Here is a 25,260-nt window from a genome sequence, read left to right as displayed (position 1 = left end):
TTTCCCTTCGTACGGATCCGGCCATCCTCCCCCATGCGGGGAGGGGCGTGGCAAGCCCGTCGGGGGCCTGTCAGCCCTCGGCTGACTCGATCCGGCCAGTCGGGTACCCGCTCGGGGCCCCGGCAACCCGAGGGGCGGGTCGCCGGGGCGGGTCCGGGCGGTCCGCTACAGCGTCTTGCCGCCCGCCGGTCCCACGATCAGGCCGTCCTGGAAGCGGTCCACGCGGACGGTGTCGCCGTCCTTGATCTCGCCGGAGAGGATCTCCCGGGCGAGCCGGTCGCCGATCGCGGTCTGCACCAGGCGGCGCAGCGGGCGGGCGCCGTAGGCCGGATCGTTGCCCTCCTCCGCCAGCCAGGCGAGGGCCTCCTCGGTGACCTCCAGGGTGAGACGGCGCTCGGCGAGCCGCCGGGCCAGGCCGTTGATCTGGAGCCGCGCGATCCGGCTCAGCTCCTCCTTGCTGAGGGCCGAGAAGACCACCAGGTCGTCGAGCCGGTTGAGGAACTCCGGCTTGAAGGAGGACCGGACCACCTCCAGGACCTGCTGCTTCTTCTCCGCCTCACCGGTCGTCGGGTCGACCAGGTACTGGCTGCCCAGGTTGGAGGTGAGCACCAGGATGGTGTTGCGGAAGTCGACGGTGCGGCCCTGCCCGTCGGTGAGGCGCCCGTCGTCCAGCACCTGGAGCAGGATGTCGAAGACCTCGGGGTGCGCCTTCTCCACCTCGTCGAGCAGCACGACGGTGTACGGCCGCCGCCGCACGGCCTCGGTGAGCTGGCCGCCCTCCTCGTACCCGACGTATCCGGGCGGGGCGCCGACCAGCCGGGCGACGCTGTGCTTCTCGCTGTACTCGGACATGTCGATGCGGACCATGGCCCGCTCGTCGTCGAAGAGGAAGTCGGCGAGCGCCTTGGCCAGCTCGGTCTTGCCGACGCCGGTGGGGCCGAGGAAGAGGAACGACCCGGTCGGGCGGTCCGGGTCGGCGATCCCGGCCCGGCTGCGCCGTACGGCGTCGGAGACGGCCCGCACGGCCTCGGTCTGTCCGATGAGCCGCTTGCCCAGCTCGTCCTCCATGCGCAGCAGCTTCTGCGTCTCGCCCTCCAGGAGGCGGCCGGCGGGGATGCCGGTCCAGGAGGCGACGACGTCGGCGATGTCGTCGGCGCCGACCTCCTCCTTGACCATGGTGTCCCGGGCGACCTCTTCCTCCGCCTCGGAGGCGGCCTCCAGGTCGCGCTCCAGGTCCGGGATCTCCCCGTAGAGCAGCTTGCTGGCGGTGTCGAAGTCGCCGTCGCGCTGGGCTCGCTCGGCCTGCCCGCGCAGTTCGTCGAGCTTCTCCTTCAGCTCGCCGACCCGGTTGAGGGACTGCTTCTCCTTCTCCCAGCGGGCGTTGAGACCGCGCAGCTCCTCCTCCTTGTCGGCGAGGTCGCGCCGCAGCCGCTCCAGGCGCTCCAGGGAGGCGGCGTCGGTCTCCTTGCCGATCGCCAGCTCCTCCATCTTCAGCCGGTCGACGGCGCGCTGGAGTTCGTCGATCTCGACGGGCGAGGAGTCGATCTCCATGCGCAGCCGGGAGGCGGCCTCGTCGACGAGGTCGATGGCCTTGTCGGGCAGGAAGCGGGAGGTGATGTACCGGTCGGACAGGCTCGCGGCGGCCACCAGGGCGCTGTCGGCGATCTGCACCTTGTGGTGCGCCTCGTAGCGGCCCTTGAGCCCGCGCAGGATCGCGATGGAGTCCTCGACGCTCGGCTCGGCGACCAGCACCTGCTGGAAGCGCCGCTCCAGGGCGGGGTCCTTCTCGATCCGCTCCCGGTACTCGTCGAGGGTGGTGGCGCCCACCATGCGCAGCTCACCGCGCGCCAGCATGGGCTTGAGCATGTTCCCGGCGTCCATGGCGGAGTCCCCGCCGGCACCGGCGCCGACGACGGTGTGCAGCTCGTCGATGAAGGTGACGACCTGCCCGTCGGAGTCCTTGATCTCGGCGAGGACGGTCTTCAGCCGCTCCTCGAACTCACCGCGGTACTTGGCCCCGGCGACCATGGCGCCGAGGTCCAGCGCGACCAGCCGCTTGTCCTTCAGCGACTCGGGCACGTCCCCCTTGACGATCCGCTGGGCGAGCCCTTCGACGACGGCGGTCTTGCCGACGCCGGGCTCGCCGATGAGCACGGGGTTGTTCTTGGTCCGCCGACTCAGCACCTGCACGACGCGCCGGATCTCCTGGTCGCGCCCGATGACGGGGTCGAGCTTCCCGTCCCGTGCGGCGGCGGTGAGATCGGTGCCGAACTTCTCCAGGGCCTTGTACTGGCCCTCGGGGTCGGGCGTGGTCACCCGGCGCCCTCCCCTCGCCTTGCGGAAGGCCTCCTGCAGCTTCTTCGCACTGGCTCCCTGCCCCTCCAGTACCTCACCGGCCGTGCCGCCCTTCGCGGCGATGCCGAGGAGCAGGTGCTCGGTGGAGAGGTACTCGTCCCCGAGTTCCTTGGCGCGGGCCTGGGCGTCGGCGACCACCGCGAGCATCTCACGGCTGGGCTGCGGGGGTGCGACGGTGGACCCGGTCACGCTGGGCAGCCCGGCGACGATGCGCTCGGCGCCGGTGCGCACGGCGGCGAGGTCGGCCTCGACGGCGACGAGCAGGTCGGTGATGTTCTCGTTGTCCTGCCCCTGGAGCAGGGCCAGCAGCAGGTGGGCGGGGGTGAGGTCGGCGTTTCCCTCGGTCACGGCCCGGTTGCTGGCCGCGTTGATCGCGTCCCGGCTCCGGTTGGTCAGCTCGGCGTCCACGTTCTGGCTCTCCTCCTCGCGTCGGCCGTCGGCGGTCCGGCCTTGTCTCCATGTCTCCCAGTGCTGACTCATCCAACGTACACAAAGTTGAGTCTATTCCACTCAAGGGGTTCGGGACACGTGTTCCCGCCGGGGGACACCAGGGTGGTCGCACGGGGTGCTCATGGGCAGCGGACCGCGCCGCACGAGAGCCTTTTCGGCCACACGTGGAATCGGCCGGTAGGGAGAGATGTCCGCACATGCGACAGCGGCGTCACCGTGTTCAGGTCACGGTGACGCCGCTGCCGGGGGGAAGCACCTGAGCGATTTGTTACGACGGGGGAATCGCGTCAGGCACTGCGGGGGGTGGCCGAGATGGTCCTCACTTCCGGGATCTCCGGCTGCTCGAGCCGGTGGTCCCGCTGGTCCAGGTTCACAAAGATCATTCCGTAGCGGATGGCACACCGCACAGGCTGCGGCGCCCCCCGAGGCCGCCGCAGACACCGGTACGCCCGCACATCGCCGTCCTCGTCCAGCGTGACGACGACCGGCTCACCGAAGACGGTCACCATCAGGGAGTCCCCGGCGTGCGGGATCGCGGTGACCAGGTCGATGAAGTGCCAGCCGGAGCGGTAGGCGGTGGCCATTTCTCGCCGGAAGGAGCGGTCGTCGGGTGGCGTGGTCATCGCTATCAGTTCCAGGACGTGTCGTCAGTACGGTCCGTGCCTGCGACCACCGCCGTCGACCCCGTGTCCGCACGAACGTCACTGGACTTGCCTGCCAGGCCGCTGACGGCCCCAAACACCACAACGGCGGAAAGAGCAGCGGCAAGTACCGAGCGAAGCATTCTCTTACTCATAGTCGGCTTCGTCCTCACTCGATGGTCTCCTCTTCCCCCGTCGGATAAGACGATGGCTCATTCAGGCACGTCATGGCCACACAATCGGTGCATCATGTTCCTGCATGTTCAGGACCCTGGGGGGTGGAAAATTGGGGACAAATGAGACACAAACGGCACATCCCCACGCCATAACCGAACTGTGCGTAGAAGGCAGCCGAATCTACGTCACCGCGCTGCGTGCCGGTCGCATCGCTCGTGCGGATGTCGAGTCGGCCCCCTGTCTGATGGAGTTCGCACTGCTCCACCCCGATCCCGACGACGCCACGTGGCTGCGACCCGTCCCTCCGACGGTCGCCCTCGCACAGCGCCTTCATCCGATCGAACGGGAAATCACAGAGCGCCGGCGCCTGTCCGTGCAACTCGCCGACGCCTTCGAGCCGTTCATGGCCGCGAGCGCGCAGAGCACGGCCTCCGTCCACGCCATCACTGTGCTGGAGGGCAGGGACCGGATCAATGCCGCGCTCAACCTCGCCACCTCGGAGAGTCAGACCGAGGTTCTCACCGTGCAGCCCGGCGGCCGTCGGTTGGAGAGCAACCTCCTGAAGGGCCTCGAACGCGACAGGCCGCTGATAGAGCGAGGGGTTCGGTTGCGGACGCTCTACCAGCACACCGCGCGACACAGCCCCGAAACCCTCGCCTACGTGGACCAGATCGCCAACGGCAAGGTTGAGGTGCGCACCATCGACGAACTGGTCGAGCGGCTCATCATCTGTGACGAAACGGTCGCGTTCATACCAACGCGGGAGGACCGGCAAGTCGCCCTGGAGCTTCGACACCCCGGGCTGGTGCAGTACCTGATCAAGGTCTTCGAGTTCATGTGGGCCCGCGCTGTGCCGCTCAAGGTGGGAACGCCCTACGAGACCGCCTCCGACGGCATCACCGACATTCAGCACTCCATAGCCAAGCTTTTGGTGGAGGGACACGTCGACGAGGCCATCGCCCGCCGGCTGGGCATGAACGTGCGCACCTGCCGGGCACACATCGCCAAACTGGCCCTGGTGCTCGGCAGCGGCAGTCGCGCCCAGCTCGGCTTCCTCATAGCCCAGTCCGGGATCCTGGAGAAGGATCACTGATCCCAATCGACGAAGAGAGCCACACGTGACCCAAGAGGTGCATCACCACGGAACGGAGGAGTTGTGTGATGCGGGCCTGGAAATCTACGCCCGTGCACTACGGGAGGGACACCTTCCCAGCGCTGATGCGGCCGCGACACCCTGCCTGATCGACAACGGCATCCTCCACCCTGCCGTCGATGACCTGAACCGCCTGGAGCCCGTTCCGCCCACCGTCGTTCTGCAACGCCTGCTCCGGTCCTCGGAGGAGCGCATCGCCGACGAGAGACGGCGCGGGCAGAGGATGGCCGATGTCTTCGAGCCCCTCATGCGCCTGGGCCGCCGCGATGCCGTCACCGAGGACACTCCGGCCCTCCGAATCCTCAGCAGCAAAGAGCGGACGGGCCAGGCCATCGAGGAAGCCATGGCCGAGGGCAGAGAGGAACTCCTCGCGATCCAGCCGCACGACACGCACGTCACCAAGCGCCCCGACATCCTCGAAGGGGCCATGAAGCGGGATCAGGCGTTCCTGGACCGCGGCGGCCGTGTCCGCGCCCTGTACCAGCACACCATGCGGCACGCCCCCTACGCGCGCGCCCGCTACGAGCAGCTGACCGGCGACGTGGAGGCCCGCACGCTCGACGAGGTGACGGAACGTCTCATCATCGTCGACCGCACCGTCGCCTTCATCCCCGCCAGCCCGGACCGCACCCTCGCTCTCGAAGTCCGCCACCCCGCCCTCATCGCGTACTTCGTCAACACCTTCGACCGCCTCTGGCACCTCGCCACCCCCATGCACCCCCAAGCCGTCCACCAGCCCACACTCAACGGCATCACCCCCCGCCAACGCGCCATAGCCGCCCTCCTCGTCGAAGGCCACACCGACAGCGACATCGCCGACCGCCTCGGGATGAACGTCCGCACCGCACGCGTCCACATCGCCAAACTCGCCGCCACCCTCGGCAGCGAAAGCCGCGCACAACTCGGGTTCCTGATAGCCGAGTCAGGAGTTCTCAGGACGGAGGGTCTCGATCAGTGACGGTGTCCCACACGGAGCACGGACCGGAGGAGTTGTGTCCCGCGGGAATGCGGGTGTACCAGCAGGCACTGCGGGAGGGACGCGTGACGCCGACGGCCGCCGAGGCCGCACCCTGCCTGATCGACTTCGGCCTACTACGCCTGGCGGTCGACGACCCCGGCAGACTCGAGGCCGTGGCTCCTGTGGCAGCCCTGCACCAGCTGCTCCTCACCTCAGGGGAAGAGATCGCCGACAGACGTCGGCGCGAAACACACCTGATCGAGGCCTTCGACACGCTCATACGATCCGAGGCTCAAACGGAGACGACCGGCGGAACGCCCACTCTGAGACTCCTCAGCGGCAAGGAGCGCATCGGCCGGATCATCGGGGAGGCAATGGCCTCCGCTTCGGGGCAGCTGCTGTCCGTCCAGCCGCACGACGGTCTGATCAAGCCGCCCTATCACCATCACCAGACCGCCATGGCACGGGACCAGGAATTCCTCAACCGCGGCGGTCGCATCCGCGCCCTCTACCAGCACACCGTCCGCACCGCTCCGTACATCCTCGCGCGATACGAGCAACTGACGGGTAACGTCGAGGCTCGGACACTGGACGAAATAACCGAACGCCTCATTGTCGTGGACCACACGGTCGCCTTCATCCCCGCCAGCCCGGACCGCACCCTCGCTCTCGAAGTCCGCCATCCCGCCCTGCTCACCCACTTCGTCACGACCTTCGACCGCCTCTGGCGCCTGGCTACTCCCATGTTTCCCAGGGCCGTCCAGCGTGAGTCCCTCAACGGCATCACCCCCCGCCAACGCGCCATAGCCGCCCTCCTCGTCGAAGGCCACACCGACAGCGACATCGCCGACCGCCTCGGCATGAACGTCCGCACCGCACGCGTCCACATCGCCAAACTCGCCGCCACCCTCGGCAGCGAGAGCCGGGCTCAGCTCGGGTATCTCATCGGGCAGTCGGGGATTCTCGATCAGGAAGGATGACGGGGGCCGGAGCGCCGCGCGGGGAGCCGTCCAGGCCGGCCTGGGCGATGCGGACGCCCAACTGCGTGCGGCTGGCCGCGCCCAGGGTTTCCGAGAGGCGGGCGATGTGCGCGCGGGCCGTGCGGACGCTGATGCCGAGGCGTTCCGCGATCACCGCGTCCTGGTGACCCTCGGCGAGCAGCGCCGCGATGGACTGTTCGCGGTGGGAGATGCCCTCGATGCCGGTGTCGGGGAGGGGCGCCGTGAGGGGGATCGCCAGGCGCCACAGGCGTTCGAAGACCGTGACCAGGTAGGCGATCAGGGCCGGGTGGCGCAGTTCGAGGGCCATCGTGCGGTCGGTGTTGGCGGGGATGAAGGCGACGGTGCGGTCGAAGAGGATGAGGCGGTCGATGACCTCGTCCAGGGTGCGGGCCTCCACCGCGTCACCCATGAGTTCGAGGTAGTTGAGCAGGCCCTGCCCGTGCCGGGCCACGTGTGTGTACAGGTCCCGCATCCGCACCCCGCGCCCGCGCAGCGCCAGCGCCCGGTGCAGCCCCTCGGACAGCTCGTGCTCGCGCCGGATGCCGCCGGGCTGGACGGTGAGCACCTCCGTCGTGCAGGCCTGCGTCGCCTCGTCCATCGCGGCCTGGATGCGGGACAGGCCGTCGAGGACCCGGATCGCCGTGCTCTCGGTGCCGGCCGGGGTCTGGAGCAGTCTGCCGAGGCCCGCGTACCACTCGAAGGCCTCCACGGCCGAGCCCACCCGCCGCTGACTGGCGCTGACCTCGTCCTGGACCCCACGCAGCAGCCGGGTCATGACCTCCTGCGGGGAGGTCGGCACCAGCCAGTCCATGTCGTCGGGGTCGGGGTGCAGCAGGGCGAGTTCGAGGAGACAGGGCACCGGCTCGGCGTCGCGGCGCGGTATCCGGCCGCGTCGCACGGCCCGGGAGTACACGCGGTCCCCTGCCGCGCACAGCCGCTCGGCCCCGTGCGGGTGCTCCTGAGCCCCGTGCCCGGCCATCGCCCATCCCACCCCCGGTTCCGGCTCTTCCGCAGCGCAACTATGCGCGGCCCGGACCGGCTCCGCAACACGGCTCCGCCCCGCACGGGGAAGGAGAGGGACCGGTTTCGGCCGGAATGCCGGGGCGGTGGGACGGGCAGGACACGCGGGCTACTTCAGACCCAGCTCCGCGCACGCGTCCGCGTACTTGGCGGTGCAGATGTCGGTGACCTTGTAGAAGCCGTCCGCGACGACCGTCTCCTCGATGTTGGCCTTGGTGAGGGCGACGACGGGGACGAGCTGCGCGGGAATGCCCTTCTGGGTGGGGCTGTCGACCTTGTCGCGGGCGAGCGCCTCGAACTGGATGTCCCGGCCCTGGACCCGCGCCACGGCCATCTCCGCGGCGTTCTCGGCCTCCTGCGGATAGGACTTGTACACGCTCATGTACTGCTCGCCGGTGACGATCCGCTGCACCGCCGCGAGTTCCGCGTCCTGGCCGGTGATCGGGGGCAGGTCGGTGACGCCCGCGTCCTCCAGGGCCTTGATGATGCCGCCCGCCATGCCGTCGTTGGCGGAGTAGACACCCGCGATCTTGTTCTTGCCGATCTTCTCGATGGCCTCGGTCATGTTCGCCTCGGCGTTCTCCGGCTTCCAGTCCTTGGTGTCGAAGGACTGGGCGATCGTCACCTTGCCGTTCAGCTCGGACAGCGCGCCCGCCTTGAACTGCTTGGCGTTCGGGTCGGTGGACGAGCCGTTCATCATGACGATCTTGTCGGAGCTGGACGGGTCGCCGCCGAGCGCCTCGACGAGGGAGCGGCCCTGGACCTCGCCGACCAGCTCGTTGTCGAAGGAGATGTAGGCGTCGATCGGGCCCTCGGCCAGCCGGTCGTAGGCGATGACGGGGATGCCGGCGTCCTTCGCCTTCTGCACGGACTCCCCGATGGAGTGCGCGTCGACCGCGTCCAGCACGATCACGTCGACCTGGTCCTCGATCATCTGCTGCATCTGGTCGGCCTGCTTGGTGGCGCTGGCCTCGGCGTTGGCGTACTTGACGATGCCCTCGTCCCGGGTGAGTTCGCCGATCTTCTTCTTGAAGAAGGGGTAGTCGAACTGCTCGTAGCGCGTGTTCTCCTTCTCCGGGAGCAGCAGCCCGACCAGGAGGTCGTTGCCCTTGCTCGGGCTCGCGGCGTCACTGCTGTCCGAGGCACCCAGCACGCCGCAGGAGGCCAGCGAGAAGGTCATCAGGGACGCGGCCACGGATATGGCGGTTCGACGGGCACGGCTGCTCACTGCGCTAGACCTTCCGACACACGGGTGTAGTTGGTACCGAGGTGACCCAGGTGAAGGAAGCCAACGCTGTCTTCACCAAATCGTCAAGAAGTACTAGACCAATGAGACAGCACCGTTGTGAACAAGCCCCGGAGGACGAGTGCGTCCTCCGGGGCTGCCGATGCCGTTTTCCCTTGTACCGCCTGTCAGTCCGAGGACTGACCGTGGCGCTTGGGCCGCCAGACCACCAGGGCGCTGGTCTGCTGTACCTCTTGGTAAGGAACCAGGTCACGGCGGTACGACGCGTGCACCGCGGCCTCGCGCTGGCGCATCGCCGTGGCCGCGCCGTCGAGGGCGGCGGCCAGCTCGGCCGCGCGGGCCTGCAGCTCGGCGACCTGGTTCTCCAGTTCGATGATGCGCTTGATTCCGGCCAGGTTGATACCCTCGTCCTGCGACAACTGCTGGACCTGTCGGAGCAGTTCGATGTCGCGGGCCGAGTAGCGCCGGCCCCGGCCGGCCGTGCGGTCCGGGGAGACCAGGCCGAGACGGTCGTACTGGCGCAGGGTCTGCGGGTGCAGGCCGGAGAGCTGGGCCGCCACCGAGATGACGTAGACCGGGGTGTCCTCGGTCAGTTCGTACGGGTTGCGTCGACGACCGTCCATTCCGTCAAGCTCCCTTCGCGGCCTGGAACAACTCCGCCCGCGGATCCTCGTCCGCGGTCGCCTCGCGATACGCCTCCAGTGCGTCACGAGCCTTCCCCGTCAGATCCTTCGGAACACTCACCTCCACGGTGACCAGGAGGTCGCCGCGGGTGCCGTCCTTGCGGATCGCGCCCTTGCCCCGGGCCCGCATGGTGCGGCCGTTGGGCGTGCCCGCCGGCAGCTTCAGCGTGACGGGCGGACCGCCCAGGGTCGGGACCCGGACCTCGCCGCCGAGGGCCGCCTCGGCGTAGGTGACCGGGACGGTGACGGTGAGGTTGTCGCCCCGGCGGCCGAAGACGGGGTGTTCCTTGACGTGTACGACCACGTACAGGTCGCCCGCCGGGCCGCCCCGCTCGCCCGGCGTGCCCTTGCCGCGCAGCCGGATGCGCTGCCCGTCCGACACCCCGGCGGGGATACGGACCTGCATCGTCCGCGAGGACTTGGCGCGTCCGGAACCCTTGCAGACCTCGCAGGGGTCCTCGGCGATCAGGCCGCGGCCCTTGCAGTCCGGGCACGGGTCGGTGAGCGAGAAGCCGCCGCCCGAGCCCCGGGCGACCTGCCCGGTGCCGACGCAGGTCGGGCACACGCGCGGCGTGCCGTTCTTGTCGCCGGTGCCCGAACAGGCCTTGCAGGGCGCCTGCGAGGACATGCGCAGCGGGACCGTCGCGCCCTCGATGGCCTCCGTGAAGCTGAGCGTGACCTCGGACTCGATGTCCTGGCCGCGCCGCGGCTGGGTCCGCGTGCCCGCGCCGGGGCCACCGGCGCCGGTGCGGTTGAACAGGCCCCCGAAGACGTCGCCGAGGCCGCCGCCGAAGCCGCCGGCGCCCTGGCCCCCGCCCTGGGCGCCGCCTCCGAAGAGGTCGCCCAGGTCGAAGTTGAAGGTGCCGCCGCCGCCCGCGCCCGGCCCCGGGCGGAAGCCGCCGTTGCCGAAGAGGGCGCGGGCCTCGTCGTACTCCTTGCGCTTCTTGGGGTCACCGAGGATGTCGTTGGCCTCGGAGATCTCCTTGAAGCGCTCCTCCGCCCTGACGTTCCCCTTGTTGGCGTCCGGGTGGTTCTCGCGGGCGAGCTTCCGGTACGCCTTCTTGATCTCGGCCTCGGTGGCGTCCTTGGGGACGCCGAGAACCTTGTAGTAGTCCTTCTCGATGAAGTCCTTCGTGCTCATCCTCGACGTCCCTCCTTCCTCGGCTTCCTCGTCACTTCAAGCTCAGCCCTCGTCCGGGCCACCGCTCTCCTTGGTCCCGGCGTCGTCCTCCGCGTCGGCGGCGTCCTGTCCCTCGGCGCCGGTCTCGGCCGGCTTGACCGTCTGGGCGCCCGGCTGCGGCTCGGCGACCGCCACCCGCGCGGGGCGGATGGTGCGTTCGCCGATCCGGTACCCGGGCTGCAGGATCGCCACGCACGTCGTCTCGGTGACGTCCGGCGCGTAGGAGTGCATCAGGGCCTCGTGGATCGTCGGGTCGAAGGGCTCGCCCTCCTTGCCGAACTGCTGCAGGCCCAGCTTGGCGACCGTGGTCTCCAGCGACTCCGCGACGGACTTGAAGCCGCCGACCAGTTCGCCGTGCTCCCGGGCGCGCCCGACGTCGTCGAGCACGGGAAGCAGCTCGGACAGGAGGTTCGCGACGGCGACCTCCTTGACCGCGACGCGGTCGCGCTCCACCCGGCGGCGGTAGTTCTGGTACTCGGCCTGGAGGCGCTGGAGGTCCGCCGTGCGCTCGTTCAGCGCGGTGCGCACCTGGTCCAGCTGGGCCACCAGGCCCGCGTTCTCGCTCGCGTCCCCGGCCGGGGCCGCCCCCTCTTCGGAGGCGGCCTGCGGCTCGGCGTCGTCAGGGGTGGCGCCGGAGGGGACGTCGGGCTTCTCGTCAAAACCCGGGGTCTCCTCCGTCACGCGGCACCGTCCTTGCGCTCGTCGTCCACGATCTCGGCGTCGACGACGTCGTCGTCGGCACCCTTGCCCTCGGCACCGGCGTCGGCACCCGGGGCCTCGCCGCCGGCGGCCTGCGCGCCCTGGGCGTCGGCGTACATGGCCTGGCCCAGCTTCTGCGAGACGGCGGCGACCTTCTCGGTGGCGGTGCGGATCTCGGCGGTGTCCTCGCCCTTGAGCTTCTCCTTCAGCTCGGCGACGGCACCCTCGACCTCGGTCTTCACCTCGCCGGGGACCTTGTCCTCGTTGTCCTTGAGGAACTTCTCCGTCTGGTAGACGAGCTGCTCGCCCTGGTTGCGGGACTCGGCGGCCTCGCGGCGGGCGTGGTCCTCCTCCGCGTATTTCTCGGCCTCCTGGCGCATCCGGTCGACCTCGTCCTTCGGCAGCGAGGAGCCGCCGGTGACGGTCATCTTCTGCTCCTTGCCCGTGCCCAGGTCCTTCGCGGTCACGTGCATGATGCCGTTGGCGTCGATGTCGAAGGCGACCTCGATCTGCGGGACGCCGCGGGGCGCCGGCGGCAGACCGGTCAGCTCGAACATCCCGAGCTTCTTGTTGTACGCCGCAATCTCGCGCTCGCCCTGGTAGACCTGGATCTGCACGGAGGGCTGGTTGTCCTCGGCGGTGGTGAAGATCTCCGAGCGCTTGGTCGGGATCGTCGTGTTCCGCTCGATCAGCTTGGTCATGATGCCGCCCTTGGTCTCGATACCGAGGGACAGCGGGGTGACGTCGAGGAGCAGGACGTCCTTGACCTCGCCCTTGAGGACACCGGCCTGCAGGGCGGCGCCGATGGCGACGACCTCGTCCGGGTTGACGCCCTTGTTGGCGTCCTTGCCGCCGGTCAGCTCCTTGACCAGCTCGGCGACGGCGGGCATACGGGTGGAGCCACCGACGAGAACGACGTGGTCGATCTCGGACAGCTGGATGCCGGCGTCCTTGATGACGTTGTGGAACGGCGTCTTGCAGCGCTCCAGCAGGTCGGAGGTCAGCTGCTGGAACTGGGCGCGGGTGAGCTTCTCGTCCAGGTGCAGCGGGCCCTCGGCGGACGCCGTGATGTAGGGGAGGTTGATCGTGGTCTCGGTGGACGAGGACAGCTCGATCTTGGCCTTCTCGGCCGCCTCGCGCAGGCGCTGGAGCGCCATCTTGTCCTTGGCAAGGTCCACGCCGTGGCCGGACTGGAACTGCTTGACCAGGTAGTCGACGACGCGCTGGTCCCAGTCGTCACCACCGAGGTTGTTGTCACCGTTGGTGGCCTTCACCTCGACGACACCGTCGCCGATCTCCAGCAGCGAGACGTCGAACGTACCGCCACCGAGGTCGAAGACCAGGATGACCTGCTCGTCCTTGTCCAGGCCGTACGCCAGCGCGGCGGCGGTCGGCTCGTTGACGATGCGCAGGACGTTGAGGCCCGCGATCTCACCGGCCTCCTTGGTGGCCTGGCGCTCGGCGTCGTTGAAGTACGCCGGGACGGTGATGACCGCGTCGGTCACCTTCTCGCCCAGGTAGGACTCGGCGTCCCGCTTCAGCTTCTGCAGCACGAAGGCGCTGATCTGCTGCGGGTTGAAGTCCTTGCCGTCCAGGTTGACCTTCCAGTCGGTGCCCATGTGGCGCTTGACCGAGCGGATGGTCCTGTCGACGTTCGTGACCGCCTGGCGCTTGGCCACCTCGCCGACGAGCACCTCACCGTTCTTGGCGAAGGCGACGACGGACGGCGTGGTCCTGGCGCCCTCGGCGTTGGTGATGACGGTGGGCTCGCCGCCCTCCAGAACGCTGACGACGGAGTTAGTCGTGCCCAGGTCGATGCCGACCGCACGTGCCATGGTGAATAACCTCCAGCTGACTTGAGTGGAACAGGCTCAAGTGTGCACGACACCCGGCGATGGGTCAACAGAGGTGAGTCGAGCGGACTCAACTCTTATCCGTTCCTTACACGCAACGGCGCTCTGACCTGCACGTTCTCAGCACTCGTGGCCTGGCGAACCGGAAAAATCACCCCCGCTCGACCCGCTCCCGCTCCCGCGACCGCTCCCCGCCGGAGCCGGGGCGGCCCGTACACCCGTACCCGCAGCAGCCCCAGCATCCCGGCGGCCGATCCGCCCGCCACCCACAGCACCGCGAGGCCGCCCACCCGGCCGGTGTGCACCAGTACCCCCACGAGCACCGCGCACAGCGCGGCCCCGCCGAGGACCACCACCGCACCCTGCGCGGTGAGCCCGAGCCGCCGCAGCCGGTGCGCGAGGTGGTCGGGCCCGCCGCGCGCCAGGGGCCGTCCGGCCAGCCGGCGCGAGAGGAGGACCAGGACGGCGTCGGTCACCGGCACGGCGGTCAGCGCGCACAGCACCCCCACCCCGCCGCCGGTCTCGTACCCCGCCCGCACGGACACCGCGGCCCCGGCGAGCAGGAAGCCCATGAAGAGCGACCCGCAGGCGCCGAGCGCGATCCGCGCGGGGTGCCAGTTGTGCAGCAGGAACCCGGCGAGCGCGGCGGCCAGCACGAGGAGCAGCACCGCGGGTCCGTCCATCAGTCCCGCCGCCGCGCAGGCGCCGATCCCGAAGGCGGTCACGACGCCCACCGTGCCGGCCACCCCGTCGGCATGGTCGAGCCCCCGGAAGGCGGCGGCGACCAGCGCCACCCAGCCCACGGCGACCGCCCCGGCCACCGGCCCCGTCTCGCCGTACGGCACCACGCAGGCCGCCGCGACGGCCGTACCGGCCAGGAGCCACCGCCGCCGCAGGCGCCAGACGTCGGCCGCCAGGCCCAGCACGGCGACGGCGGACGCGGCCGCCAGGAGCCGGACGGCCACCGGACCGAGCGGTACGACGCCGGACCGGTCCCCGGCCCAGGCGACCAGCCCGGTGACGAGGACGACGGCCACCCCGCCGAGCAGCGGGACGGGCCGCCGTCGGCGCCGGTCTACGAGGCCCAGCCGCAGGGCGGGCGCCCGCAGCAGTGCGGCAAGGACGGCGGCGAGGAGGAAGGAGGCGGTGGCGGCGGCGATCCCGTAGAGCACGAGCACAAGCTATGCCGAATATCACCTTTTGTGACGATTCGCACCGACGGACCGGCGTGGCGCCGCACCCCTCCCGCCCCCGTACGGGACCGGTGGGGTCAGGGTTGCCTCAGCGACGCAGATCACCGCACGTCCGACTACAGTGCGGCGGAGGATGGGGGTACTCTCAGACGAACTGAATAAGTTACCGCTTAGTAATACCGCCCCCTCGTAACCTCGCAGGCCCGAGGAGCCCCCAAATGCAACTCGCCGCGATCATCGTGTCGCTGGTCCTGATCGTGGTCGGCGTCGCACTGTTCGGCCGCGCCGTCCTGCAGATCTACAACTACATGCGGCTGGGCCAGCCCGTACCGGCCGGAACGCGGACCAACGACCCCGTGGACCGCACCGTCACCGTGGTCAGGGAGTTCCTCGGCCACACCCGGATGAACCGCTGGGGCATCGTCGGTGTGGCGCACTGGTTCGTCGCGGTGGGCTTCTTCTCCCTGCTGCTGACCATCGTCAACGCCGTCGGCCAGCTCTTCCAGGCCGACTGGATCCTGCCGGTCATCGGCGACTGGGCGCCGTACAACGTCTTCGTCGAGTTCATCGGCACGATGACGGTGCTCGGCATCCTGGTCCTGATCGTCGTCCGGCAGCTGAGCCACCCGCGCAAGCCGGGCCGCAAGTCCCGCTTCGGGGGCTCCAACTTCGGCCAGGCGTACTTCGTCGAGGCCGTCATCCTCATCGTCGGCGTCTGCATCTTCATGCTGCACGCGCTGGAGGGCGCCCTCCACCACGTGGACGGCTACGAGGCGTCGTTCTTCATCTCGTACCCGGTCGTCTCCGCGCTCCAGGACGTGGACCTCGGCACGCTCCAGAACCTCGTCTACTTCTTCGCCGGGCTGAAGATCGCGACCTCCTTCATCTGGATGATCACGGTCGCCCTGAAGACCGACATGGGCGTGGCCTGGCACCGCTTCCTGGCCTTCCCGAACATCTGGTTCAAGCGCGACGCGAAGGGCGGCACCGCGCTCGGCGCCCTGCTGCCGATGACCTCGGGCGGCAAGCCGATCGACTTCACCGACCCCGGTGACGACGACGTCTTCGGCGTCTCCCAGGTCGAGCAGTTCTCCTGGAAGGGCCTGCTGGACTTCTCCACCTGCACCGAGTGCGGCCGCTGCCAGTCGCAGTGCCCCGCCTGGAACACGGGCAAGCCGCTCTCCCCCAAGCTCCTGATCATGTCCCTGCGCGACCACGCGCACGCCAAGGCCCCCTACCTGCTGGCCGGCGGCGGCAAGACGATGGAGGGCGAGGAGAAGGCGAGCGAGGAGCAGCTCGCCGGTGTCCCGGCCGCCGCTCTGGCCGAGGCCGAGCGCCCGCTGATCGGCACGCTCGAGGAGAACGGCGTCATCGACCCGGACGTCCTGTGGTCCTGCACCACCTGCGGCGCCTGCGTCGAGCAGTGCCCCGTCGACATCGAGCACGTCGACCACATCGTCGACATGCGCCGCTACCAGGTCATGATCGAGTCGGCGTTCCCGTCCGAGGCGGGCACGATGCTCAAGAACCTGGAGAAGAAGGGCAACCCCTGGGGCCTGGCGAAGAAGCAGCGCCTGGAGTGGCTCAAGGAGCTGGACTTCGAGGTCCCGGTCGTCGGCAAGGACATCGAGGACCTCACCGAGGTCGAGTACCTGTACTGGGTCGGCTGCGCCGGCGCCCTGGAGGACCGCGCCAAGAAGACCACCAAGGCCTTCGCCGAGCTGCTCCACATCGCGGGCGTCAAGTTCGCGATCATGGGCGGCGACGAGAAGTGCACCGGTGACTCCGCCCGCCGCCTCGGCAACGAGCCGCTGTTCCAGGAACTGGGCATGGAGAACGTCATGTCCCTCAACGCCGCCTTCGGCGAGGAGATGGACGACGACGGCAAGGTCACCGAGGAGTCCCGCAAGCCCAAGTCGGCGAAGAAGATCGTCGCCACCTGCCCGCACTGCCTCAACACCCTCGGCAACGAGTACCCGCAGCTCGGCGGCGACTACGAGGTCATCCACCACACCCAGCTGCTCCAGCACCTGGTGGACGAGGGCAAGCTGGTCCCGGTCACCCCGGTCGAGGGCATCATCACCTACCACGACCCCTGCTACCTGGGCCGCCACAACAAGATCTACACGCCCCCGCGCGAGATCATCGCCGCCGTCCCGGGCGTCCGGAACGAGGAGATGCACCGCCACAAGGAGCGCGGCTTCTGCTGCGGCGCCGGTGGCGCGCGGATGTGGATGGAGGAGCGGATCGGCAAGCGCATCAACAACGAGCGCGTCGACGAGGCCCTGTCCGTCAACCCGGACATCGTCTCCACCGCCTGCCCGTTCTGCCTGGTCATGCTCACCGACTCGGTCAACGGCAAGAAGAACGACGGCAAGGCCAAGGAGTCCATCCAGGTCGTCGACGTCGCCCAGCTGCTGCTGGACTCCGTCAAGACCCCGGCCGACCCGACCGGCGAGCCGGAGCCGGAGAACGAGCCGACGCCGGAGCCGGTGAAGTAGCCGCCTGCCGCCCGTCCGACACCCCCTGGTCCCGTCCGGACCCGGGGGTGTCGTCGTATGTCGAACACGTGCATCATTACCCGGTCGTTGTCGGTAAAGGTGATACGGGTCGATACGGACGAGGTGAACGGTGCGCCTGCGAAGAAGCACCCCCCTGACCGGCACAGCCGCCGCCGGCTGCCTGCTGCTGCTCGCCGCCTGCGGCCACGGCCCGGCGCCCGCCGCCGAGGACGCCGCCACCGCTCCCGTACGCGCCGCCCAGGCCCCCGCCGCGCTTCCCGTCCCGCACGGCGAGGGCAGCGAGGTCCCCGACGACTTCAACGGCGACGGCCACCGCGACCTGGTCCTCGACGACCTGGTCACGGCGGAGAGCCACGCCGACGACGCGGGCATCGGGATCGTCTACGGCTCGTCCCGCGGACTGGTGCCGCAGGCCCGGCAGTTGCTCACGCCGAAGAAGCACGCGGCACCGGTGGAAGGCCAGTTGCCGGCCGTCTTCGAGACGGAGGCGAGCTGCGACCTCGACGGCGACGGCTTCACCGACCTGGTGGTCACCACCGACCCGCCCTACGACGGTCAGGGCCGCCCCCCGGTCCCCCTCCAGCTCCTCTTCGGCTCCCCGTCGGGACCGACCGGCCGCGCGGTTCCGCTGGCCATCCCGGACCGGGCCCGCTACGGCAACGACTGGCCCGAGCGCCCGGTGTGCGGCGACTTCGACGGCGACGGCGCCGAGGACCTCGTCGTCCACGCCTCGGGCGGCCGCCTCAGCCACCTGCGCGGCCCCTTCACCCGCAAGGGCGCCCCGCGCGGGGCCGGCGCGCCCGTCCCGTCCCCCGGCGAGGCGCCGACCGGCCCCGCCGCCGACGTGAACCGCGACGGGTACGACGACCTGGTCGTCCGCACCTCCGCGGGCCCCGGCAGGGCGGCCCTCGTCCTGGGCGGACCCGACGGCCCGACCCGCACCGGGGCCACCCTGCCCACCGGCGTCGACATCGCGCTGGGCGCCTTCGGCAAGGGCAAGGCGCTCGACGCGGCCGTGGGCGGCCCGGACGGCACCGCGCTGCGCTACGACCTGCCCACCGCGGCTGGGGGTACCTCCCGCGCATCAAGCAGTGGGGGAGCCACCCTCGACACCCCGGGCTCGATGCTCGACGCCGCCGACTTCGACGGCGACGGCCTGAGCGACCTGGTCTCCAGTGGCTCCTCCGGCGTACGCGTCCACCCGGGCCGCGAGACCGGCCTCACGACCCGGGCCGCGGTCACGGTGCGGCCCGCGGCGACCGGCACGACGCGGGTGCTGACGGCCGGCGACTTCGACGGCGACGGCCTCGCGGACCTGGTGCTGCGCACCCACCGGAGCGACACGAAGGACTCCGTCGAGGTCCACCGGGGCACGGCGAAGGCCCTGCTGACCGCCCGGGCCACGGTCACCTTCTCGACGTCGCAGTTCCTGGCCCCGTAGGGGGGACCGGGGGCGGACGCCGCGAGTCCGCCGGTCGGACCTCGGGGACGCCTCGGGGAGCACCCGTAAGGGATGTCACAGCTCGGCCGCAAAGGACCCCCCGAACGGCCGGGCCCCGCACGTCACTCTCCGGGACCAGGTACGTTCGAAGGCGTGGCTGGATTCAGGATCGGACGCGGCCGGGACAACGGCGCTCCAAACGCGCGACCGCAACGCCCCCCGTACGGACAGCAGGCGCCCCAGGGACCGTCGTACGGCGGACCCGCGGCGCCTCAGCCCCCGTACCCGCAGCAGCCGTACGGGGGCGGCGCCCCCGCGCCCGGCGGCTCCCCGTGGCCCCAGGCACACGGCGGCGGTCACCCGGGACAGGGCGGGCACGGCGGACACGGCGAGCCGGAGTACTTCGGCGACGGCGGCTACGGGCCGGGCCCCGGCGGGCACCCCCAGCAGGCCCCGTACGACCCGTACGCGGCCAACAACCCGGGCCACACCCAGGCGTTCACGGTCGACGACCCCTACAACCAGGGCGACACCTACCGCGCCGGCTCCGCCCCGGCCCCCGGCCCGGTCGGCCCCCGCCTGCACTGGAAGGATCTCCTGAAGGGCGTCATCCTCGCGCCCAACCAGACCTTCCTCCAGATGCGGGACTACGCGATGTGGGTCCCGGCGCTCATCGTGACGTTCCTCTACGGCCTGCTGGCGGTCTTCGGCTTCGACGGCGCCCGCGAGGAGGCCATCAACGCCACCCTCTCGAACGCCATCCCGATCGTCCTGACCACGGCGGTCGCGCTGGTGCTCAGCGCCTTCGTCCTGGGCGTGGTCACCCACACCCTGGCCCGCCAGCTCGGCGGCGACGGCGCCTGGCAGCCGACGGTCGGCCTCTCCATGCTGATCATGTCCCTCACGGACGCCCCGCGCCTGGTCGTCGCGATGTTCGCCGGCGGCGACGCGCCCTTCGTCCAGATCCTCGGCTGGGCCACCTGGGTCGCGGCCGGCGCCCTGCTGACCCTGATGGTCAGCCGCTCCCACGACCTGCCCTGGCCGAAGGCGCTGGGCGCCAGCGCGATCCAGCTGATCGCCCTGCTGTCGATCGTGAAGCTGGGCACGTTCTAGCCGTAGGTCCGCGAAAGGCGAAAGGGCCCCGGTGTGCGTCACACCGGGGCCCTTCCCCTGCCGCACCGTGATCACCTCCTGCTACTGTCGCCCTGCTCACGCGGGACGAGCGGCGCACCCATGAAACGCCCCCCTGCGTGACCGCCCTGGGGAGGGACTTCTTTCGTGTTTCGTCCGCTGAACAAGCGGGCCGTGCGCCGTCGGCGTGTGCTCGGCCGTACCGCTCTCACCGTCACGCTCGCCGTGACCGCCGGCATCGGCACCGCCGCGGCGCCGGCCGCCGCCGACACCCCCGCCGCGTCCGCCGACCCCGTCGTCGTCAGCCCGGGCGCCCGCTTCGTCCCCCGCGCCACCCTCGTCCTGAACGCCGGCGAGACCGGCTTCCTCACCGCGCAGGAGGGCGACGACCGCCTGCGCTGGATCGACTACGCCACCGGCGCGACGACCGTCCTCGACCACCGGCTGCCCGAGCCCCTCGCCTACGACGTCGACGACTTCCGCTTCGACCGGTACCCCGCCGACTTCGGCCACGGCTCCGACACCGTCGCGCTCTACGCACCGACCCCGGCCCCGCACGTGACGCTCCAGCAGCGGGCGGGCGACGGTCCGACGGTCACGATCCCGGTCCCCGAGGGCCAGACGTACGTCGCGACCTACGGCGACACCGTCATCACCCGCACCGGCACCGAGCACGCCGTGACGAGCCTGCACCTGCTGCGCCTGGAGAACGGCGAGGTGCGGGACCGGAAGCTGGAGGGCCTGCCGGAGGGGTGGAACCTCACCATCAGCGAGGGCGACAGCCGGTCGGTCGCCGTCCGCGCGATCAAGTGGGAGGACACCACGATGTCCCAGGGGTGGTGGGTCGTCGACCTCGCCACCGGGAAGCTGAAGGCGCTCTCCCCGCACGGCGACAGCGTCTCCTTCGACCAGGACACCGTCTTCCACCTCGGCGCCCCGGAGACCTACGCCGCCCAGGTGTACCGCCGCGACGACCTGGACGCCGAGCCGACCACCCTCGACCTGCGCGACGCCTCCTACGGCGACACCGTCCGGCCCCTCGCCGGACGTCTCGCCTCCGTCTCCCCGCCCAACCCGGGCAACAACGAGTACCGGGGGAACGAACTGTCACTGCGCGACCTCGCCGGGAGCCACCTCGAGTCCCTGCTGGCCGTCGCCTCTCCCTCCCTGCACCGCACGCCCGACGGCTCGCTCCTGGTGGCCGGCGCCGAGCGGCGGACCGACTACGGCCCGCTCGACTGGGGGTACTACCTCTTCACACCCGCCGCGGACGGCACCGTCGCCCGCAAACGCGTCGCCGACATCGAGGACATGGCGGCCGCTCCGGCCGGCATCGCGCTGGGCAGCGGCATCCTCACCACGGCCGACGACTCCAAGCTCTTCATGCCGCACACCTACATCGGCGCCTACCGCAGCACCTGGCTGAAGACATCCGGCCGCCCGGAGGAGCTGAACACGACCGTCGACGGCCTCATGGCGGGACGCGACAGCGACTGCGGCGGCACCGAGAGCAGCTACTGCGCCACCCTGTTCGCGAGCGGTGACGGACACCACGGGCGCGAGGCCGGAACCGAGCAGGACGTCACCATGCTCTACCGCAACGGCTCCGCCTCCTGGGGCCCGCGGGTGACCTCCGGGCACCACAGCCCGCAACTCGTCGACCTCTCCGGCCGATTCGGCATCGTGGACAACGGGTCCGGCGGCACCCAGTCGATCCTGCACTTCAAGGACGGCGACACCGGCCGCGTCCTCGAGAAGCGCAACCAGGTCGCCGCCTCCGTCTGGGGCAACACCCTGTGGAGCGCCACCGGCTCCTGGAACGACCCCGACCTGGACGTGGCGACCACGGTGACGGCGAAGAACCTGTCGACGGGCACCGCCGGAGAAACCTTCGACGCGGGCTGCGCCCCCCGCGAACTCCAGGCCGTCGGCCGCTGGGTGTACTGGCAGTGCGACGACAACTGGCCCACCTACAAGAGCGGCGGCCTCTACGACCGGCAGGCCAAGCGCACACTGAAGCTCGGCGCCGACGACACGCTGCTGGGCGACGGCTACCTGGTGCGCCGCTCGGAGCAGGCCGGCCTCACCCTCGTCGACCTGCGGGGCGGCATCCCGGCCAGTGGTACGGAGGCCGGCCTGCCCCGGCGGGTGATCGTCACCGCCGCCGAACTCGGCGACCGCACGGTGCGCCGGGCCGGGTGGACCGTCGACCGCTTCGGCGGCCACGTGGCCTACACGGGCGCGGACCGGCGCGTGCGCATCGTCCCGTCGGGCGTCCCCGCCTCCCCGGTCGCGGTCATCGACGCCGACACCCCGGCGGCCGTCGACGTCCGGGCCGGCGCGTGGGCGTCGCGGTGGTGGCTGTCGAAGCCGGGCGCCTCGTGGTCGCTGACGCTGAAGCCCAAGGGCAGCGCGAAGGTCGTGCGGACCCTGACCGGCGGCGAGGCCCGCGGTCTGCTGCACGCCTCGTGGGACGGGAAGTACGCGAACGGGCAGCTCGCCGCCAACGGGTCCTACACGTGGACCCTGAGCGTCAAACCCGCCGACGGCGTGGGAGCCGACCTCACGGCCTCCGGGACGGTGAAGGTACGCGGGGGCGCCGCCGCCTGGCGCGACCTGGCCGGCGACGACGGCTTCGGCGACCTGCTCGTGACGGACTCCGCCGGGGCCGCGTCCCTGTACCGGGGCACGGGCACGGGCGGGGTGTCCGCCCGCGTCGCCGGATCCGGCACCGCGTTCCCCGCCGGCACCGTGCTCGTGCCCTTCGGGGACGTGGACGGCGACCGGTGCGCGGACGTCCTCGCGCGGGTCGGGGACCAGCTCCGGGCCTACCGCCCCGGGTGCGGGAAGGTCGTCACCGCCTCGTCGCCGTACACGTCGATCGGGGGCGGCTGGGCCCAGTACGACCAGCTCACGTCGTCCGGCGACGCCAACGGGGACGGCTACGCCGACCTCATCGCCCGCCATGCCTCGACCGGTGACATCTACTTCTACGCAGGCACCGCCGACCACCGGCTCAAGCCCCGGGTGCGGATCCAGACCAACTGGAAGCTGTACAAGCGTGTCATCGGTGCCGGGGACCTGAACGGCGACGGCCGCGGTGACCTCCTCGGTGTCGACTCCGCCGGCGTGCTGTGGCGGTACTACGGCACGTCCACCGGCGGCGTCACCCCGCGGGAGCGGATCGGCGGCGGCTGGAACACCTACTCCGCCCTCGTCGGCACCGGCGACCTCTCCGGCGACGGCCGCACCGACCTGCTGGCCCGGGACACCACCGGGAAGCTGTGGCGCTACGCCTCCACCGGCGCCGGCACCTACGGCGGCCGGGTCCTGATCGGCACCGGCGGCTGGAACACCTTCAAGGGCCTGTTCTGACCCGACACGTCAAGGGCCCCCGGCGCGACACGCGCCGGGGGCCCTTCCACATGCCGGTGCCGCCGTCCGGTCAGGCGTCGAATCAGGCGTCGAGTCAGGCGTCGAGTCAGGCGTCGAGCACCTGCCCGTCCCGGCGCACGACGGGCGGCAGGACGGACCACGGGAAGTTGATCCAGTCGTCGGTCCGCTTCCACACGTACTCGCACTGGACGAGGGAGTGGGACTTCTCATAGATCACCGCGCTGCGGACCTCGGCGACCGTGTCGAGGCAGAAGTCGCGCACCAGCTTGAGCGTCTTGCCGGTGTCGGCGACGTCGTCGGTGATCAGGACCTTCTTGTCGGAGAAGTCGATGACGTTCGGGACCGGCGCGAGCATGACGGGCATGTCGAGCGTGGTCCCGACCCCGGTGTAGAACTCCACGTTCACGAGGTGGATGTTCTTGCAGTCGAGCGCGTACGCGAGTCCGCCCGCCACGAAGACACCCCCGCGGGCGATGGACAGCACTATGTCCGGCTCGTACCCGTCGTCGGCGACGGCCTGCGCGAGTTCGCGCACGGCGACGCCGAACTGCTCGTAGGTCAGGTTCTCCCGAACATCACTCATGCGCGCGTCCTGCTCATCCTGCTCATCACTGGGCGTATACCCGGGTTCATACCTGGGTCCGATGGAAGTTGAGGAAGGACCGGGAGGCGGTCGGCCCCCGCTGGCCCTGGTAACGGGACCCGTAGCGCTCGCTCCCGTACGGGTGCTCGGCCGGCGAGGTGAGCCGGAACATGCACAGCTGCCCGATCTTCATCCCCGGCCACAGCTTGATCGGCAGGGTCGCGAGATTGCTCAGCTCCAGCGTCACGTGCCCCGAGAAGCCCGGGTCGATGAACCCGGCGGTGGAGTGCGTGACGAGCCCGAGCCGCCCGAGCGAACTCTTCCCCTCGAGCCGCGAGGCGAGGTCGTCCGGCAGCGTGATGACCTCGTACGTACTGGCCAGCACGAACTCGCCGGGGTGCAGGATGAACGGCTCGTCGCCCTCCGGCTCCACGAGCCGGGTCAGATCCACCTGCTCGACGGAGGGGTCGATGTGCGGGTACCGGTGATTCTCGAACACCCGGAAGTAGCGGTCGAGACGCACGTCGATGCTCGACGGCTGCACCATGGAGTCGTCGAAGGGCTCGATGCGGACTCGTCCGGCGTCGATCTCGGCCCGGATGTCCTTGTCTGAGAGAAGCACGCACCGAGGATACGCAAGGCGCGCGGAGCAGCGACAACCGCCGCCGCGCCGCGCGCCCGATCCCGCTCTGTGTCCGTGCCTACCGCTTCTCCGCGCCCACCGGCACGGCACTCCGCAGCCGCGCACACCGCGGACATCGGACGAGCCGACCGGGGCCGAGGCGATCGGCCTGCTGCATCGGGAACGAGGTGGCGGTGAACACGTGCCCATCGGCACAGCGGACGACGGTGCGCTCCATCAAGTCCTTCAAGTCCCTTCCCCAAGAGCCGCGTCTGACTTCCTACCCTGACGACAAAAGCCACAGTACGGGATGAAAGAGACGACTCTCCAGGCGGCACTCCGCCCTCACGCACACCCTCTCCGGGGCCCCCACCGTACGCCCCAACTCGGAGCCCCCGCAGGCGCATCCCCACCCCGAAACGGCCACCGGCCCCACGGCGCGAACACCGGGGGCCAGGCATGGGGTAGAGTGAGCGAGCGTCCAGGCACCGACCTTGGTCGGCGTCTTACGCGGGTGTAGTTTAATGGTAGAACATCAGCTTCCCAAGCTGAGAGCGCGAGTTCGATTCTCGTCACCCGCTCCATGCGAACCCTCAGGTCAGAGACCTGGGGGTTCTTTGTTGTCGTCGAGCCCGGCGACCTCCTGTTGCCATTCCCCTGAGCTGCTGGTGCACGCGCTCACACCGGCCGGCCTTTTCTCCGTCTAGTTCCGCAGTGCCGTGACCGCTCCCACCCCGGCGAAGCAGAGCCCTGCTGTAGCGCCGAACGCAGCCCCTGCGAACAGGATCGCGTCAGCGATTCCCGTGCCGGTCACGTACTTCAGTGCGGCGACACACGCAGCGATCAATGTGGAGAAGAGAACGATGATCAGCAGCCAGAGCGCCCAGGCGCTGGAGGAGGAGGGGCGCGAGGTGCCGGAGGTCGTCATGGCCGGGACTTCCTTTCACTGCCTCTGC

Annotated in this window: 19 protein-coding genes and 1 tRNA gene; 8 read left to right on the top strand and 12 right to left on the bottom strand. The window is 70.3% G+C overall.

Annotated elements, in window-relative coordinates; translation table 11 throughout:
• Nucleotides 1-165: 165 nt before the first annotated feature.
• Nucleotides 166-2,763, bottom strand: coding sequence for an ATP-dependent chaperone ClpB (gene clpB, locus ACGH52_RS20475; RefSeq protein ID WP_059299455.1), 2,598 nt, complete (start codon nucleotides 2,761-2,763; stop codon nucleotides 166-168).
• A gap of 329 nt (nucleotides 2,764-3,092) precedes the next feature.
• Complete coding sequence (locus ACGH52_RS20470) at nucleotides 3,093-3,428, bottom strand: hypothetical protein (RefSeq protein ID WP_003975277.1); 336 nt, start codon at nucleotides 3,426-3,428, stop codon at nucleotides 3,093-3,095.
• A 277-nt stretch (nucleotides 3,429-3,705) separates the two neighbouring features.
• Here ACGH52_RS20470 and ACGH52_RS20465 point away from each other — a divergent pair, with 277 nt between their 5' ends.
• The 3 genes from ACGH52_RS20465 to ACGH52_RS20455 are packed head-to-tail and all read left to right on the top strand — an operon-like array spanning nucleotide 3,706 to nucleotide 6,714.
• Nucleotides 3,706-4,716, top strand: coding sequence for a helix-turn-helix transcriptional regulator (locus ACGH52_RS20465; protein WP_210974322.1), 1,011 nt, complete (start codon nucleotides 3,706-3,708; stop codon nucleotides 4,714-4,716).
• Between the two features lie 25 nt (nucleotides 4,717-4,741).
• A complete protein-coding gene (locus ACGH52_RS20460; RefSeq protein ID WP_399941286.1) occupies nucleotides 4,742-5,734 on the top strand; it encodes a LuxR C-terminal-related transcriptional regulator in 993 nt (330 codons plus the stop codon).
• On the top strand, nucleotides 5,731-6,714 hold the full coding sequence (locus ACGH52_RS20455) for a LuxR C-terminal-related transcriptional regulator (protein WP_399941283.1): 984 nt from the start codon (nucleotides 5,731-5,733) through the stop codon (nucleotides 6,712-6,714). The genes ACGH52_RS20460 and ACGH52_RS20455 overlap by 4 nt, the downstream gene beginning before the upstream one ends.
• Here ACGH52_RS20455 and ACGH52_RS20450 read toward each other — a convergent pair.
• From ACGH52_RS20450 to ACGH52_RS20420, 7 genes are all read right to left on the bottom strand, one after another.
• Nucleotides 6,677-7,714 (bottom strand): LuxR C-terminal-related transcriptional regulator, encoded by a 1,038-nt coding sequence (locus tag ACGH52_RS20450; protein WP_210974324.1) that lies wholly within the window; start codon nucleotides 7,712-7,714, stop codon nucleotides 6,677-6,679. The genes ACGH52_RS20455 and ACGH52_RS20450 overlap by 38 nt on opposite strands.
• 150 nt (nucleotides 7,715-7,864) lie before the next feature.
• Nucleotides 7,865-8,983 carry a substrate-binding domain-containing protein gene (locus tag ACGH52_RS20445; protein WP_399941280.1) on the bottom strand — a complete coding sequence of 373 codons (1,119 nt, stop codon included), beginning with the start codon at nucleotides 8,981-8,983 and terminating at the stop codon, nucleotides 7,865-7,867.
• A 185-nt stretch (nucleotides 8,984-9,168) separates the two neighbouring features.
• A complete protein-coding gene (locus ACGH52_RS20440; RefSeq protein ID WP_059299450.1) occupies nucleotides 9,169-9,624 on the bottom strand; it encodes a heat shock protein transcriptional repressor HspR in 456 nt (151 codons plus the stop codon).
• Between the two features lie 4 nt (nucleotides 9,625-9,628).
• A complete protein-coding gene (dnaJ, locus tag ACGH52_RS20435) occupies nucleotides 9,629-10,825 on the bottom strand; it encodes a molecular chaperone DnaJ (protein WP_059299449.1) in 1,197 nt (398 codons plus the stop codon).
• 42 nt (nucleotides 10,826-10,867) lie between these two features.
• A complete protein-coding gene (gene grpE / locus ACGH52_RS20430; protein WP_076975038.1) occupies nucleotides 10,868-11,545 on the bottom strand; it encodes a nucleotide exchange factor GrpE in 678 nt (225 codons plus the stop codon).
• Nucleotides 11,542-13,398: a molecular chaperone DnaK gene (gene dnaK, locus ACGH52_RS20425; protein ID WP_076975039.1), complete on the bottom strand. Its 1,857-nt coding sequence runs from the start codon at nucleotides 13,396-13,398 to the stop codon at nucleotides 11,542-11,544. The genes grpE and dnaK overlap by 4 nt, the downstream gene beginning before the upstream one ends.
• Nucleotides 13,399-13,493: 95 nt before the next feature.
• Nucleotides 13,494-14,588: an MraY family glycosyltransferase gene (locus ACGH52_RS20420; protein WP_210974325.1), complete on the bottom strand. Its 1,095-nt coding sequence runs from the start codon at nucleotides 14,586-14,588 to the stop codon at nucleotides 13,494-13,496.
• Between the two features lie 239 nt (nucleotides 14,589-14,827).
• Between ACGH52_RS20420 and ACGH52_RS20415 the strand changes: the two genes are divergently transcribed.
• The 4 genes from ACGH52_RS20415 to ACGH52_RS20400 all read left to right on the top strand — a co-directional run bounded on the left by ACGH52_RS20415 (nucleotide 14,828) and on the right by ACGH52_RS20400 (nucleotide 23,078).
• Complete coding sequence (locus tag ACGH52_RS20415) at nucleotides 14,828-17,110, top strand: heterodisulfide reductase-related iron-sulfur binding cluster (protein WP_210974326.1); 2,283 nt, start codon at nucleotides 14,828-14,830, stop codon at nucleotides 17,108-17,110.
• A 130-nt stretch (nucleotides 17,111-17,240) separates the two neighbouring features.
• Nucleotides 17,241-18,572, top strand: a complete 1,332-nt coding sequence (locus tag ACGH52_RS20410) for an FG-GAP repeat domain-containing protein (RefSeq protein WP_399941272.1) — start codon at nucleotides 17,241-17,243, stop codon at nucleotides 18,570-18,572.
• Between the two features lie 72 nt (nucleotides 18,573-18,644).
• Entirely contained in the window at nucleotides 18,645-19,685 is a 1,041-nt protein-coding gene (locus ACGH52_RS20405; RefSeq protein WP_076975043.1) for a Yip1 family protein, read from the top strand.
• A gap of 165 nt (nucleotides 19,686-19,850) precedes the next feature.
• The gene (locus ACGH52_RS20400) at nucleotides 19,851-23,078 is read left to right on the top strand and encodes an FG-GAP-like repeat-containing protein (RefSeq protein ID WP_399941269.1); all 3,228 of its coding nucleotides are present in this window, start codon (nucleotides 19,851-19,853) and stop codon (nucleotides 23,076-23,078) included.
• Nucleotides 23,079-23,184: 106 nt separating this feature from the next.
• On the opposite strand, the gene ACGH52_RS20395 is transcribed toward ACGH52_RS20400, so the two are convergent.
• Both ACGH52_RS20395 and dcd read right to left on the bottom strand, forming a co-directional pair.
• The gene (locus tag ACGH52_RS20395; protein ID WP_030401433.1) at nucleotides 23,185-23,682 is read right to left on the bottom strand and encodes a phosphoribosyltransferase; all 498 of its coding nucleotides are present in this window, start codon (nucleotides 23,680-23,682) and stop codon (nucleotides 23,185-23,187) included.
• A 46-nt stretch (nucleotides 23,683-23,728) separates the two neighbouring features.
• Nucleotides 23,729-24,304, bottom strand: coding sequence for a dCTP deaminase (dcd, locus tag ACGH52_RS20390; protein ID WP_030180420.1), 576 nt, complete (start codon nucleotides 24,302-24,304; stop codon nucleotides 23,729-23,731).
• 510 nt (nucleotides 24,305-24,814) lie between these two features.
• Between dcd and ACGH52_RS20385 the strand changes: the two genes are divergently transcribed.
• A tRNA-Gly gene (locus ACGH52_RS20385) sits at nucleotides 24,815-24,888 on the top strand.
• Nucleotides 24,889-25,007: 119 nt separating this feature from the next.
• Here the strand turns inward: ACGH52_RS20385 and ACGH52_RS20380 are convergent.
• Nucleotides 25,008-25,232: a hypothetical protein gene (locus ACGH52_RS20380; RefSeq protein ID WP_076975044.1), complete on the bottom strand. Its 225-nt coding sequence runs from the start codon at nucleotides 25,230-25,232 to the stop codon at nucleotides 25,008-25,010.
• Nucleotides 25,233-25,260: the final 28 nt, after the last annotated feature.

The organism is Streptomyces sp. BBFR25, from assembly GCF_044590125.1.
Taxonomy (GTDB): Bacteria; Actinomycetota; Actinomycetes; order Streptomycetales; family Streptomycetaceae; genus Streptomyces; species Streptomyces canus_D.
Note: the sequence above shows the minus strand (reverse complement) of the source record. Positions and strands in the feature narration are given on the sequence as shown.

What these genes read in the sequence shown, in the direction of transcription:
- ACGH52_RS20470 (WP_003975277.1), bottom strand. Translation starts at nt 3,428, where the DNA reads ATGACCACGCCACCCGACGACCGCTCCTTCCGGCGAGAAATGGCCACC.
- ACGH52_RS20415 (WP_210974326.1), top strand. Translation starts at nt 14,828, where the DNA reads ATGCAACTCGCCGCGATCATCGTGTCGCTGGTCCTGATCGTGGTCGGC.
- ACGH52_RS20440 (WP_059299450.1), bottom strand. Translation starts at nt 9,624, where the DNA reads ATGGACGGTCGTCGACGCAACCCGTACGAACTGACCGAGGACACCCCG.
- ACGH52_RS20380 (WP_076975044.1), bottom strand. Translation starts at nt 25,232, where the DNA reads ATGACGACCTCCGGCACCTCGCGCCCCTCCTCCTCCAGCGCCTGGGCG.
- ACGH52_RS20450 (WP_210974324.1), bottom strand. Translation starts at nt 7,714, where the DNA reads ATGGCCGGGCACGGGGCTCAGGAGCACCCGCACGGGGCCGAGCGGCTG.
- ACGH52_RS20405 (WP_076975043.1), top strand. Translation starts at nt 18,645, where the DNA reads ATGTCACAGCTCGGCCGCAAAGGACCCCCCGAACGGCCGGGCCCCGCA.
- dnaJ (WP_059299449.1), bottom strand. Translation starts at nt 10,825, where the DNA reads ATGAGCACGAAGGACTTCATCGAGAAGGACTACTACAAGGTTCTCGGC.
- ACGH52_RS20465 (WP_210974322.1), top strand. Translation starts at nt 3,706, where the DNA reads ATGTTCAGGACCCTGGGGGGTGGAAAATTGGGGACAAATGAGACACAA.
- ACGH52_RS20395 (WP_030401433.1), bottom strand. Translation starts at nt 23,682, where the DNA reads ATGAGTGATGTTCGGGAGAACCTGACCTACGAGCAGTTCGGCGTCGCC.
- dnaK (WP_076975039.1), bottom strand. Translation starts at nt 13,398, where the DNA reads ATGGCACGTGCGGTCGGCATCGACCTGGGCACGACTAACTCCGTCGTC.